Origin of the sequence: Pectobacterium hainanensis (assembly GCF_046237015.1) — a bacterium.
Taxonomy (GTDB): Bacteria; Pseudomonadota; Gammaproteobacteria; order Enterobacterales; family Enterobacteriaceae; genus JBJYIN01.
Window position 1 is genome coordinate 24,857 of the sequence record NZ_JBJYIN010000015.1, and the last position, 12,659, is coordinate 37,515.

The 12,659-nt window shown below is 48.4% G+C and carries 13 protein-coding genes and 1 tRNA gene; 8 read left to right on the plus strand and 6 right to left on the minus strand.

The window, feature by feature from the left end; all coding sequences use genetic code 11:
* Positions 1-147: 147 nt before the first annotated feature.
* On the plus strand, positions 148-1,320 hold the full coding sequence (gene cgtA, locus ACKPVM_RS15055; RefSeq protein WP_409310245.1) for an Obg family GTPase CgtA: 1,173 nt from the start codon (positions 148-150) through the stop codon (positions 1,318-1,320).
* A gap of 96 nt (positions 1,321-1,416) precedes the next feature.
* Here the strand turns inward: cgtA and dacB are convergent, their stop codons facing one another.
* The gene (dacB, locus tag ACKPVM_RS15060; protein ID WP_409310246.1) at positions 1,417-2,850 is read right to left on the minus strand and encodes a serine-type D-Ala-D-Ala carboxypeptidase; all 1,434 of its coding nucleotides are present in this window, start codon (positions 2,848-2,850) and stop codon (positions 1,417-1,419) included.
* Between the two features lie 269 nt (positions 2,851-3,119).
* Here dacB and greA point away from each other — a divergent pair, with 269 nt between their 5' ends.
* The gene (gene greA, locus ACKPVM_RS15065; RefSeq protein ID WP_409310248.1) at positions 3,120-3,596 is read left to right on the plus strand and encodes a transcription elongation factor GreA; all 477 of its coding nucleotides are present in this window, start codon (positions 3,120-3,122) and stop codon (positions 3,594-3,596) included.
* Positions 3,597-3,724: 128 nt separating this feature from the next.
* On the opposite strand, the gene yhbY is transcribed toward greA, so the two are convergent.
* Positions 3,725-4,018 (minus strand): ribosome assembly RNA-binding protein YhbY, encoded by a 294-nt coding sequence (yhbY, locus tag ACKPVM_RS15070; RefSeq protein WP_409310249.1) that lies wholly within the window; start codon positions 4,016-4,018, stop codon positions 3,725-3,727.
* Between the two features lie 142 nt (positions 4,019-4,160).
* Here yhbY and rlmE point away from each other — a divergent pair, with 142 nt between their 5' ends.
* The 6 genes from rlmE (at position 4,161) to ACKPVM_RS15100 (ending at position 9,806) form a co-directional block, all read left to right on the plus strand.
* Positions 4,161-4,790 carry a 23S rRNA (uridine(2552)-2'-O)-methyltransferase RlmE gene (gene rlmE / locus ACKPVM_RS15075; protein ID WP_409310250.1) on the plus strand — a complete coding sequence of 210 codons (630 nt, stop codon included), beginning with the start codon at positions 4,161-4,163 and terminating at the stop codon, positions 4,788-4,790.
* A 47-nt stretch (positions 4,791-4,837) separates the two neighbouring features.
* A complete protein-coding gene (ftsH, locus tag ACKPVM_RS15080) occupies positions 4,838-6,787 on the plus strand; it encodes an ATP-dependent zinc metalloprotease FtsH (protein WP_409310252.1) in 1,950 nt (649 codons plus the stop codon).
* A gap of 123 nt (positions 6,788-6,910) precedes the next feature.
* A complete protein-coding gene (gene folP / locus ACKPVM_RS15085; protein WP_409310253.1) occupies positions 6,911-7,744 on the plus strand; it encodes a dihydropteroate synthase in 834 nt (277 codons plus the stop codon).
* 8 nt (positions 7,745-7,752) lie between these two features.
* Entirely contained in the window at positions 7,753-9,090 is a 1,338-nt protein-coding gene (gene glmM, locus ACKPVM_RS15090; protein WP_409310255.1) for a phosphoglucosamine mutase, read from the plus strand.
* Positions 9,091-9,329: 239 nt separating this feature from the next.
* Entirely contained in the window at positions 9,330-9,662 is a 333-nt protein-coding gene (gene secG / locus ACKPVM_RS15095; protein WP_409310256.1) for a preprotein translocase subunit SecG, read from the plus strand.
* 57 nt (positions 9,663-9,719) lie between these two features.
* A tRNA-Leu gene (locus ACKPVM_RS15100) sits at positions 9,720-9,806 on the plus strand.
* Between the two features lie 153 nt (positions 9,807-9,959).
* On the opposite strand, the gene ACKPVM_RS15105 is transcribed toward ACKPVM_RS15100, so the two are convergent.
* The 4 genes from ACKPVM_RS15105 to ACKPVM_RS15120 all read right to left on the minus strand — a co-directional run bounded on the left by ACKPVM_RS15105 (position 9,960) and on the right by ACKPVM_RS15120 (position 12,600).
* Entirely contained in the window at positions 9,960-10,325 is a 366-nt protein-coding gene (locus ACKPVM_RS15105; protein ID WP_409310257.1) for a diacylglycerol kinase, read from the minus strand.
* Positions 10,318-10,446 carry a hypothetical protein gene (locus ACKPVM_RS15110; RefSeq protein ID WP_409310259.1) on the minus strand — a complete coding sequence of 43 codons (129 nt, stop codon included), beginning with the start codon at positions 10,444-10,446 and terminating at the stop codon, positions 10,318-10,320. The genes ACKPVM_RS15105 and ACKPVM_RS15110 overlap by 8 nt, the downstream gene beginning before the upstream one ends.
* A 210-nt stretch (positions 10,447-10,656) precedes the next feature.
* Positions 10,657-11,883 (minus strand): HAMP domain-containing sensor histidine kinase, encoded by a 1,227-nt coding sequence (locus ACKPVM_RS15115; RefSeq protein WP_409310261.1) that lies wholly within the window; start codon positions 11,881-11,883, stop codon positions 10,657-10,659.
* 21 nt (positions 11,884-11,904) lie between these two features.
* Positions 11,905-12,600 (minus strand): response regulator transcription factor, encoded by a 696-nt coding sequence (locus ACKPVM_RS15120; protein ID WP_409310263.1) that lies wholly within the window; start codon positions 12,598-12,600, stop codon positions 11,905-11,907.
* Positions 12,601-12,659 lie beyond the last annotated feature (59 nt).

Sequence of the window (12,659 nt, forward strand, 5' to 3'; positions counted from 1 at the left end):
GCCGGAGCGGGTTCTGGTGCGTCAGTTTTTTTATGACAGATAATAGAATTATTATTTGACTTTAAATCAAAAAGTTACGCTTAAAAGAACCAATGATAAACCTGAAACAGATAGATATTATCTATTGGTTTTTTGCGGAGAGAGTCAATGAAGTTTGTAGATGAAGCGACCATTTTGGTGGTAGCAGGCGATGGCGGTAATGGTTGTGTCAGCTTCCGCCGTGAAAAATATATTCCCAATGGCGGCCCTGACGGCGGTGACGGCGGTGATGGCGGCGACGTCTATTTACTGGCTGAAGAAAACCTGAATACGCTGATTGACTACCGTTTTGAAAAATCATTTCGCGCAGAACGTGGCCAAAATGGTCAAAGCCGCGACTGTACCGGTAAGCGTGGTAAAGATATCACGATCAAGGTTCCCGTCGGGACTCGCGTATTAGATCAGGGAACGGGGGAAGTGTTAGGCGATATGACGCGAAATCAACAGCGCCTCATGGTCGCCAAAGGTGGTTGGCATGGCTTGGGTAATTCCCGGTTTAAGTCTTCCGTTAACCGGGCACCGCGACAGAAGACGAATGGTACGGCAGGAGAAGAGCGTGAATTGATGCTGGAACTTCTGTTGCTGGCCGATGTTGGAATGTTAGGGTTACCGAATGCGGGTAAATCAACGTTTATCCGTGCAGTTTCCGCCGCGAAGCCGAAAGTTGCCGATTACCCCTTCACGACGCTGGTTCCGAGCCTCGGTGTTGTCCGGATGGATAGTGAACAAAGCTTTGTGGTCGCGGATATTCCTGGTCTGATAGCGGGTGCTTCTGAAGGTGCCGGATTGGGGATTCGTTTCCTTAAGCATTTGGAACGCTGCCGGGTTCTTCTACATCTGATTGACTTGGCACCTATTGATGAATCGGATCCAATAGAAAATGCCAAAGTTATCATTAATGAATTACAGCAATATAGCGTGGGTTTGTTTGAGAAACCGCGCTGGCTGGTCTTCAATAAAGTCGATTTGATCGATAAAGCCGAAGCAGAAAAACGTGCCAAAGCGATTGCGACAGAACTAGGCTGGGAAGGTAAATACTACCTGATTTCTGCTGCTAGCCGTGAAGGCGTGAAGGAGTTGTGTTGGGATGTGATGAGCTTCCTGAATGCACAGCCTAAAGCGATGGCTATCGAAGAAAGTGCGCCCGAAAAAGTTGAATTCATGTGGGATGACTATCACCGTGAACAGCTTGAAGCCGCTGAAAGTGAAGCGGAAGAAGAATGGGATGATGATTGGGACGACGAGGATGAAGAAGGCGTCGAGACAATTTATCAACGTTGATCGGGATCGTGGTTGCTAATTCTGTCTTGGAAAGAGCAACCCTCGGCGAATCAAATCGAAACAGCACAGCGTAGAAATGCACTGTGCTGTTTTTTGTTAGTTGTTCTGATAAATATCTTTGTATAAACGGCTCTCAAAGCGAACCAGTGGAACGCGGCGTGAGCGTTGATCTTCCGGTGGAACGGCATAACCGGAAAGGAACTGAACAAATGCCATGCGTTGACCGCTTGCCGTGGTAATGAACCCCGCCAGATTGTACACGCCTTGTAGGGCACCGGTTTTTGCTGAAACCTTACCGTTTACTCCCGCCTCGTGTAGTCCGCCGCGATATCGCAATGTTCCATCATAACCGGCTAGCGGCAGCATTTTGATGTAGTTGAGTTCCTGATCGTGTTGGGCAATATATTGTAATACCTGCATCATGGTTGCCGGAGAGATTAAATTATGGCGAGATAAACCAGATCCATCGACGACGATGCTGTTCCCCAGATCGACACCTGCTTTCTGACGCAATATCTGACGGACAGCGTCAGCGCCTGCTCGCCACGTTCCAGGGACATTGAAACGTTCATGCCCGATGGTGCGGAACACGGTATCAGCAATCATGTTATCTGATTTTTTCAGCATAACGGTCAGCAGGTCATGTAGTGGCACAGACTGTGCCTGAGCCAATATTGTACCTGCTGCACTGGACTGAGTTTGGCGGCGTAACCTCCCTTTAATATGGATGTCTGCCTGCTGAAGCTCATCCTTTATGATTGCGCCTGAATAGCTGGCACCATCCTGAATGGCAAAAGCAAGCGGAAGCGGTTCGGGTCGCTGAGTTAGACAACCCGTGAGGGTAAAACGGTTCAGCTCTCCCGGTACGACGTCCAGCTCGCAATATTGTGCGTCTGATGAACCTTTTGCCAGCGTACGAACTTCACTGAACATTTGGACGGGATAGTAAGATGCCACGCGGATAAACGCATTATCGCCCGCTTTAGGGGCACTGTAGAGCGAAACTGAGAAACAGTTGCGGTCGACTATTGCGGCTGACGGTGGGGCGCTAAAGCACTGTGTCATGTCGTTCCATGGCCAACCAGGAGCCTTGTCATGGCTGGCGAACACCGATGTGTCTATCATGACATCCCCAGATATTTCCCGAATGCCACGTTTTCTGAGTTCTTGCACCATATTGCGTATTTGTTGTCGATTCAGGGTTGGATCGCCACTGAAACGGACAATCAGGTTACCGCGTAAGATACCGTTTGTGATGGAACCATGGCTTTCCATTGTGGTAACAAAACGGTAGTCTGGCCCTAATTGGAGCAAGGCGGCCAATGCGGTAATCACCTTTTGCGTACTGGCAGGTAATGCCATTTGTTGGCTATTAAAGGCCATTGTTGGTGTCGTCGCCCCGATTTTTTGTACGACCAGTGCCAAATTGGCACCATCAGGCAAATATTGGGTATGATCCTCAATCGTTGCTGCATGGGTGTGCAGAACAAAAGCGCAGGCAAGTCCGGTAACAATCGATGAAAAACGCATAATCTCAGCTAAGAACGGGGTAACGTGTGGTCATACTACGGCGCAACAAGGTCTAAAGTAAACGATGACCCTCATGGAACTCTGGGTTAAAATACGTATCAAAATGCAAAATCGATACTGGCCTGGAAATTTTGTTCCGGGGCTGGTTGCTTTTGTTTAATGTCCAGAGAGCGCTGACGTGCATAGACACGACGCCGTATTTGGTTTTTAACCTGTCAGGATGACTACTCTTTTTGAGTTGTACGGATTTTTTTAGAGGTATAGATAATATGAAACAATTTCCGATGACGTTGCGTGGTGCTGAAAAATTACGCGAAGAACTTGATTACTTAAAATCAGTCCGTCGGCCTACCATTATTGCTGCGATTGCTGAAGCGCGTGAGCATGGCGATTTAAAAGAAAACGCTGAGTACCACGCAGCCCGTGAGCAGCAAGGGTTTTGTGAAGGTCGAATTCAGGATATTGAAGCTAAACTTTCCAATGCTCAGGTGATCGATGTGACAAAAATGGCGGCAAATGGCCGCGTCATTTTCGGCGCAACGGTGACGATTATGAATCTGGATAACGAAGACGAGCAAACGTATCGTATCGTTGGCGATGATGAGGCTGATTTTAAACAAAATCTGATTTCTGTTAATTCTCCCATCGCTCGTGGTCTGATTGGTAAGGAAGAAGACGATGTCGTTGTTATCCGTACGCCGGGCGGCGATGTCGAATATGAGATTATGAAAGTTGAATATTTGTAATTTTTGTGTTGTTGGTGATTAAAACAACAAAAATTGTAAAGAAAAGAAAAAGGCCGCTTGCGGCCTTTTCTCCAACGGACAGGCATGGCACCTTTCGGTTAGCGCAGAGTCTGTTGAAATAAAAAATGTTATCGTGGTAACACAATTTTACGTTCTTTCGCAGGACGATAAAGTATCAGTGTGTGGCCGATGACCTGAACATTACAGGCTCCGGTTTCTCGAACAATAGCTTCGACAATCAACGCTTTGGTTTCTCGATCTTCAGTTGCGACTTTTACTTTGATCAGTTCGTGGTGTTCTAATGCTTGTTCGATCTCAGCCAGAACACCTTCGGTGAGGCCGTTATTGCCCAGCATAACAACCGGTTTTAATGGATGTGCCAGACCTTTCAGGTGTTGTTTTTGCTTATTACTTAGGTTCATTGTCTTTTTTGCTTAGGTTGGGATTGAAAACGGGTCATTCTACCGCCATCTCATGATTATAACCAATTTGGCTGTGTGGGTTGGTGAAGAGTGAGAAATTTCTACTCAACAAGAGCGCTTTATAAAAATAGTTGGAAAATAGATGGCGAATAAAAAGCGTTCTGCAAGCTCCAGTCGCTGGCTGCAGGAACACTTTAGCGATAAATACGTGCAACAAGCGCAGAAAAAAGGGCTGCGATCACGTGCTTGGTTTAAACTGGATGAAATACAGCAGAGTGACAAGCTGTTTAAACCTGGTATGACGGTGGTTGATTTGGGCGCAGCGCCTGGCGGTTGGTCGCAATATGTGGTGACGCAGATTGGCGGACAAGGTCGTATTATTGCTTGTGACATTTTACCGATGGATCCTATTGTTGGTGTCGATTTCCTTCAAGGGGATTTTCGTGATGAATTAGTTCTCAACACGCTACTTGAGAGGGTTGGGGATAATAAAGTTCAGGTGGTGATGTCTGACATGGCCCCGAACATGAGTGGTACACCGGCAGTTGATATCCCGAAATCGATGTATCTGGTTGAATTAGCACTTGAAATGTGTCGGGATGTCTTAGCGCCAGGCGGAAGTTTCCTGGTGAAAGTGTTTCAGGGAGAAGGTTTTGATGAATACCTGCGGGAAATTCGCTCCCTGTTTACGAAGGTTAAAATTCGTAAGCCAGACGCTTCGCGCGCCAGATCGCGTGAAGTGTATATTGTAGCGACAGGGCGCAAACTGTAGTACCCTAACGCTGTTTTTTAACACAGTTGTAATATGAGGTTAATCCCTTGAGTGACATGGCGAAAAACCTGATCCTCTGGTTAGTCATCGCAGTAGTGCTGATGTCCGTTTTCCAGAGCTTCGGGCCCAGCGAGTCGAATGGCCGTAGGGTGGATTATTCAACCTTCTTAACTGAAGTCAATCAGGATCAAGTCCGTGAAGTACGTATTAACGGGCGTGAGATCAGTGTTATCAAAAAAGATAGCAATAGCAATAGATACACCACTTACATTCCTGTCAATGATCCCAAGCTACTGGATAACCTGCTAACGAAGAATGTGAAAGTCGTTGGTGAACCACCGGAAGAACAGAGCCTGTTGGCGACGATCTTTATTTCCTGGTTCCCGATGCTGTTACTGATTGGTGTCTGGATCTTCTTTATGCGTCAAATGCAAGGCGGTGGCGGCAAAGGTGCCATGTCATTTGGCAAGAGCAAAGCCCGAATGCTGACGGAAGATCAGATTAAAACGACGTTTGCTGACGTTGCTGGTTGCGACGAGGCAAAAGAGGAAGTGAGCGAACTGGTTGAGTACCTGCGCGAGCCAAGTCGTTTTCAGAAACTGGGTGGTAAAATACCGAAAGGTATTTTGATGGTCGGTCCTCCGGGTACGGGTAAAACATTGCTGGCAAAAGCGATTGCTGGTGAAGCTAAAGTGCCGTTCTTTACGATTTCAGGCTCTGATTTTGTTGAAATGTTCGTCGGTGTTGGTGCTTCCCGTGTTCGCGACATGTTTGAGCAGGCCAAGAAAGCCGCGCCTTGTATTATCTTCATCGATGAAATTGATGCGGTCGGTCGTCAGCGCGGTGCAGGTCTGGGTGGTGGTCACGATGAACGTGAACAGACATTGAACCAGATGCTGGTTGAAATGGATGGTTTTGAGGGCAATGAAGGCATTATTGTTATTGCTGCAACCAACCGTCCTGACGTGCTGGATCCTGCGCTGCTACGCCCTGGTCGTTTTGACCGCCAGGTCGTTGTGGGCTTGCCGGATGTACGTGGCCGTGAACAGATTCTGAAAGTACATATGCGTCGTGTGCCGTTGTCTCCCGATATTGATGCGTCTGTGATTGCTCGTGGTACGCCTGGATTCTCTGGTGCTGATTTGGCAAACCTGGTCAATGAAGCCGCTTTGTTCGCTGCCCGCGGTAACAAGCGTGTGGTGTCCATGGTTGAGTTTGAAAAAGCGAAAGACAAAATCATGATGGGTGCTGAGCGCCGTTCCATGGTGATGACGGAGCAGCAGAAAGAATCAACGGCTTATCATGAAGCAGGGCATGCGATTATTGGTCGCTTGGTGCCTGAGCATGATCCGGTGCATAAGGTGACGATTATTCCACGTGGCCGTGCATTAGGCGTGACATTCTTCCTGCCGGAAGGTGATGCGATCAGCGCGAGTCGTCAGAAGTTGGAAAGCCAGATATCCACGTTATATGGTGGTCGTTTAGCCGAAGAAATTATTTATGGTGTGGAAAAAGTTTCAACCGGCGCATCCAATGATATTAAGGTTGCAACGTCTATTGCTCGTAACATGGTGACGCAGTGGGGCTTCTCTGAAAAACTGGGTCCGTTGTTGTACGCTGAAGAAGAAGGCGAAGTATTTCTTGGCCGTTCAGTGGCAAAGGCCAAGCACATGTCTGATGAAACGGCGAGGATCATCGATCAGGAAGTGAAGTCTCTGATTGAACGTAATTACATCCGTGCACGTGAGCTATTAATGGCAAACATGGACATACTGCATTCGATGAAGGATGCGTTGATGAAGTATGAAACCATTGATGCTCCTCAGATTGATGATCTGATGGCTCGTAAAGATGTTCGTCCGCCAGCCGGTTGGGAAGACTCTGGTTCAGGTAGCAATACGGGAAGTGGTGGTGCGCCAAAAGCGCCGACGCCTGTTGATGAACCCCATACTCCGAATCCAGGGGATTCAATGTCAGAACAACTGAGCGATAAATAACGCACGAATGGTTGTGCTTGACTATAGTCAGTGACATCTGTAAACCCCAGCCTACGCTGGGGTTTTTTACTATAGAGGCCTGTTGGAAAATTGAAAACAGGTCAGTAGGTTGAGGAACATATCATGCAATTGATTGCCCGAGGGGTAACACTGGATCTGTCTCGTCCTAATGTGATGGGCATTCTTAATGTCACACCGGATTCATTCTCTGATGGTGGTAAGAACAATACTATTGATGCAGCAGTACGTCATGCTCAGGAAATGATCGCGGCAGGTGCGACATTGATTGATATTGGTGGCGAATCGACGCGCCCTGGTGCGGATGAAGTCAGTGTTGATGAAGAGTTGGATCGGGTTGTCCCTGTGGTTGAAGCGTTGTCTAAACGTTTTGATACCTGGATTTCTGTTGATACCTCAAAAGCTGATGTTATTACGGCTTCTGCTCAGGCTGGCGCGCATCTTATCAACGATATTCGATCCTTGCAGGAGCCGGGGGCGTTAGAGGCGGCGGCGGCGACTGGGTTACCTGTTTGCCTGATGCATATGCAAGGCTTGCCAAAAACGATGCAACACAACCCTCATTACAATGATTTGATGTTGGAGATTGGGGACACTTTACAACAGCATGTTGATCGCTGTGTGGAAGGTAATATTCCGAAAAGTCGGTTATTGCTGGATCCTGGGTTCGGATTTGGTAAGAATTTGGCTCATAATTATGAGCTTCTTGCCCGTTTGGGCGAATTGCATCGTTTTGGATTACCGCTGTTGGTGGGGATGTCTAGGAAGTCTATGGTAGGGCAACTGCTTAAAGTGCCTCCGTTACAGCGGGTACAGGGCAGTGTGGCATGTGCGGTGATTGCAGCAATGCAAGGTGCCCAGATTATCCGTGTTCATGATGTAAAAGAAACCGTCGATGCGATGCGCATTGTTGAAGCGACTCTTGCAGCAAAGGAATAAAAACGATTATGAGTAACCGTAAGTATTTTGGGACCGATGGCGTGCGTGGCAAAGTGGGCGATACACCGATTACACCTGATTTTGTGCTTAAGCTAGGGTGGGCGGCGGGTAAGGTGCTGGCTCGTCATGGTTCGCGGAAGATTATTATTGGTAAGGATACCCGAATCTCCGGTTACATGTTGGAGTCGGCTCTTGAAGCAGGACTTGCAGCAGCAGGGTTGTCAGCTTCTTTTACCGGTCCAATGCCGACACCTGCGGTTGCTTATCTGACGCGTACTTTTAGGGCTGAGGCCGGAATTGTTATCTCTGCTTCACATAACCCCTATTATGATAATGGCATCAAATTCTTTTCTATTGATGGGACTAAATTGCCTGATGATGTTGAGGAGGCGATAGAGGCTGAGATGGAAAAACCGCTGACCTGCGTAGAGTCTGCGGAATTGGGCAAGGCAAATCGTATTGTTGATGCGGCCGGACGTTATATTGAGTTTTGCAAGGGGACATTCCCGAGTGAACTTAGTCTCAATGGCCTGAAAATTGTCGTCGATTGCGCTAACGGTGCTACGTACCACATTGCGCCCAGTGTGTTGCGTGAACTGGGGGCAAAAGTGATTTCTATCGGTTGTGAACCCGATGGAATGAATATCAATGAAGAGTGTGGTGCTACAGATGTCAGACAGCTACAGGCACGGGTTTTAGCTGAAAAAGCAGACGTTGGGCTGGCATTTGATGGAGATGGTGACCGTTTGATTATGGTCGATCATCTGGGTAATAAAGTCGATGGCGACCAGATTCTGTATATCATCGCCCGGGAAGGTTTACGCCAAGGACAATTACGCGGTGGTGCGGTCGGTACGCTGATGAGCAATATGGGGTTGGAACTGGCCTTAAAACAACTAGGAATCCCTTTTGCCCGAGCCAAAGTCGGCGATCGTTATGTCCTGGAAATGATGCAGGCGAAAGGCTGGCGTATTGGTGCCGAAAATTCCGGCCATGTTATTTTGTTGGATAAAACGACAACGGGTGATGGCGTGATTGCCGGTTTGCAGGTATTGACGGCGATAGTCAGAAACCACATGAGCCTGCATGATTTATGCAGTGGAATGAAGCTTTTTCCGCAGATTTTGGTGAACGTACGTTTTTCTGGTGAACATGACCCACTGGAAGATAAAACGGTTCAACAGGTGACGCTGGATGTTGAGAAAGAACTCACCGGTCGAGGGAGAGTGCTGTTACGTAAATCGGGAACAGAACCGCTAATTCGCGTCATGGTTGAGGGCGAAAATGAGGCAACGGTAATTGAGTTGGCCAACCGTATTGCGGATGCGGTGAAGGCTGTTGGTTAACCTCCGACAATCAAGAAGATAGGCTTTCAGCCGTTGTGATATGCTGAAAGCCGCTGTTTTTTTCTTCAATTGGCAAATGACGAACAAATTACCCTTGCGTACGCTACAGCCATTAGTTAGTATTCAGACCCGCTTGATACTGGATGATTAAATCATTCGATTCGGTGGATGAGATGCGGTGCGCCGCGAGAATTTAGCATTCTCCATTAATGATGGGGAACATGGTTACAGGTACAACTATGTACGAAGCTCTTTTAGTCATTTTCTTGTTAGTAGCAATCGGCCTCGTTGCCTTGATTATGTTACAACAGGGTAAAGGTGCTGATATGGGCGCTTCGTTCGGAGCAGGTGCTTCTGCCACTTTGTTCGGTTCGAGCGGCTCTGGCAACTTTATGACTCGCATGACGGCAGTATTGGCAACATTGTTCTTCATCATTAGTCTTGTGTTGGGTAATTTAAGTACCCAGCAGAAAAAAGGTGGCGTCTGGGATAACTTGAGCCAACCGGAAAACGTTGAACAAACGACAACGCCAGTTGCACCGGCTACACCGGCGAGTGATATTCCGAAGTAAATAGTTTAGAGCAGTACTGCGACAATGTTGTCGATACTGTGTAAAAGTTGTTGTGATGCCGAGGTGGTGGAATTGGTAGACACGCTACCTTGAGGTGGTAGTGCCCGATTGGGCTTACGGGTTCAAGTCCCGTCCTCGGTACCAATATTAAAAAATAGACGCTAATTAGCGTCTATTTTTTTGTCTATAGAAAACGTCCAGTTAGCAATATTCTTTTATGACTGCCCAATGCTCAGCTTGATTTGAAATCAGGATGCTCGAGATGTTTTCCTATTTGTTTCGAGCATGATTTTTCCGTCAGCCGAAATGAAACCATAGCACGGTTGCCCATACCACTACAGCCTGTATGATGGCGACGAATACGGCGGCTGATCCTAAATCTTTCGCTCTTCCGGAGAGTTCGTGATGCTCCATGCCGATGCGATCGACAGCAGCCTCTATCGCGCTGTTCACCAACTCCAGCACTACGATCAACACTACCGATCCCATCAGTAGCAGTTTCTCTATCAGCGATACCGGCAGTACATAGACCGCGATTCCAGTAGCGACAGCCAACAGTAGTTCTTGTCGGAAGGCAGCTTCGTGTTGCCAGGCCTGACGCAGTCCTTGAAGGGAATAACCGGTTGCTTTGATAATTCGGGTGATACCCGTGGCTTTATTCATGTTCGTTTCCGTATTTATCCGTTGCCGAGCACGGATTTGGTGCATCGGTGATGCTATATTCTTGATCGGTATAGAGCATATTGGCGGGGATGAGCGGGCACTTACCGACTGATGATTGCATGTGCATTCCCCAAATAAACCAATTTGGTGGAGTATGGAGAAAAAGGTGTCAGGAAATTGTCAAGATTTTGAACTGAAATGACGGCGGACTCTGGTTGTATCGTAACGTTAAACTAAATGCCTATCCGTCAACTTTGGGGTTGCCGCCAGAGATGAGGACATAAAGACGCTTGTCGGTCATAATCTATACCACCACTTTTGGCTATGCTGCTTAGTGCATTTCCAGTGTAAATCGGCAACCTTTTTCCGAGCTTTCAACTGCCATGCTCCAGCCCAGATGTTCCACAATGCGTTGCACAATGGATAAACCAAGCCCTTCACCACTTTGACGTACACCAGACTGGAAACGCTGAAATTGATGTGGGTCTATGCTAGGCGGCAACCCCGGACCGGTGTCAGAAATGACCAGTGTCGTGCCTCGCAGGCTCAGGTGTATTTCGCCTTCGCTGGTGTACTGGCAGGCATTGCGCAGCAGATTCCAAATTACACTGCGAGCCAGTTCTGCATTGGTGTGTGCGTAGGGATTTTGCGGTGCATCCAGGAGCAGCTTCACCGGTTTTTTTGCCAGCCAGGGCTGGCAGCGAGTGAAACATTCCTCGATCAATGGACGCAGAGGAACGTCGGTTCGGGGCAGTGTTTGCGGATCGCGTGAGAGCAGTAACAAACAAGTCAACTGACGTTGCATTTCCTGCGTGGTGCGCACAATGCGCTCAGCGCTTGGTATCAAGTGGCTGTCGGCAGGCAATTGGTGTGCGATGGTTTCTGCTGCTCCGCCAATGATAGCCAGCGGGGTGCGCAATTCATGGCTGGCATCACCCACAAAGCATCGTTCGCGCTGTAGAAACTGTTCCAGTTCATCGCTATGTTGGGCAAATGCTCGCGCCAGTACGCCGATTTCGTCATGCGCATCCTGGAAGGGAAATGGCTTTTGCTTTTGTTGCACCACTTCGGCCAGGCGTGTAATGGGGGCGGTGACGCGTGCAGAAGTTAGACGGCCAATCCAAAATGCGCACAGAATGCATGACAAAATGACCAGCGGGGCGAAACAGTCAATCATGAATTCCAGATACTGGTAATACTTGCCATCCTTCAGCAGGTAGTATCGTTGTTCGTGGCGTTCAAACACCAGTAAGTGCTTACCATCAGGATTTTCCATACGATGGTAGCCCAGAGTGTATTGGCGTAGGGGATCGGGCACGGTCTGCGCGTCATAGAACTGACTACCCTCCGGCATCGTAGGGGAGATACCGTTAGCAATGTCCTTTTCCAGCCGAGGCACTTCACTGCGCAGATTTTCCGAGATCACCCGCGTTCTTAATTCATCGTAGTCAAGTTGCTCGGCCACGGCCACAAACGCCATGACAGCCACCATCAGCAGCACGAACGAAACCGTAATGCGCGTATTGAGTGTCATCTGTTGATAGATGGCTTTCATCATACTGTTCTGCTCTCTGTGTGATTATTCCGGCGCAGTTTCCCCGGGCTTGTGTAGGCGTAAACCAATGCCATGTACTGTTTCTATCAGCGCAGATGTGAAGTTTTTGTCAATTCTCTGGCGCAAGTCATGAATATGTGTTCGTAAAGCACCGCTTTCAGGAGGCTCATCACCCCAAAGCAGGTATTCCATCTCCTGTTTTTTGACGACAGCGGGCGCGGATCGCATCAGGCACAGCAACAATTTATGTGTGGTTGGTGTCAGATTGATGGTCTGGCCCTGCCGCCATGCTTGTGGTGTGCGGGTATCTACCAGCAAGTCTTGCCAAGCCAACGTGCCTTGTACCTGTCGACCTTGTGCTCTGCGAACCAATGCATTGATGCGTGCGTCCAACTCCTTAAGCGAAAAAGGCTTAACCAGATAATCGTCTGCACCCAGCGCAAAACCTTGAACGCGATCATCCACCGGGTCGCGTGCGGTCAGCATCAGCACCGGCACGGGGTTCTGAAACTCCAGACGGAGTTTGCTGCAAAGCGTCATGCCGTCCAGTCGTGGCAGCATCAGATCCAACAAGATCGCATCGTAATCATTCTGCGTGGCCATACGCAGGCCAGTGGCACCATCGCGTGCATCGTCCAGCACATAGCCCAGTGGTTCGAAAAATCCGTATAGGTTGGCAACTAACTCAGGGTTGTCTTCGATGATGAGCAGGCGGGTCATAGGTAATCGGCATCTTAAATAGGTTATCGGGATCTTAACAACATCTTGACACACGCTTT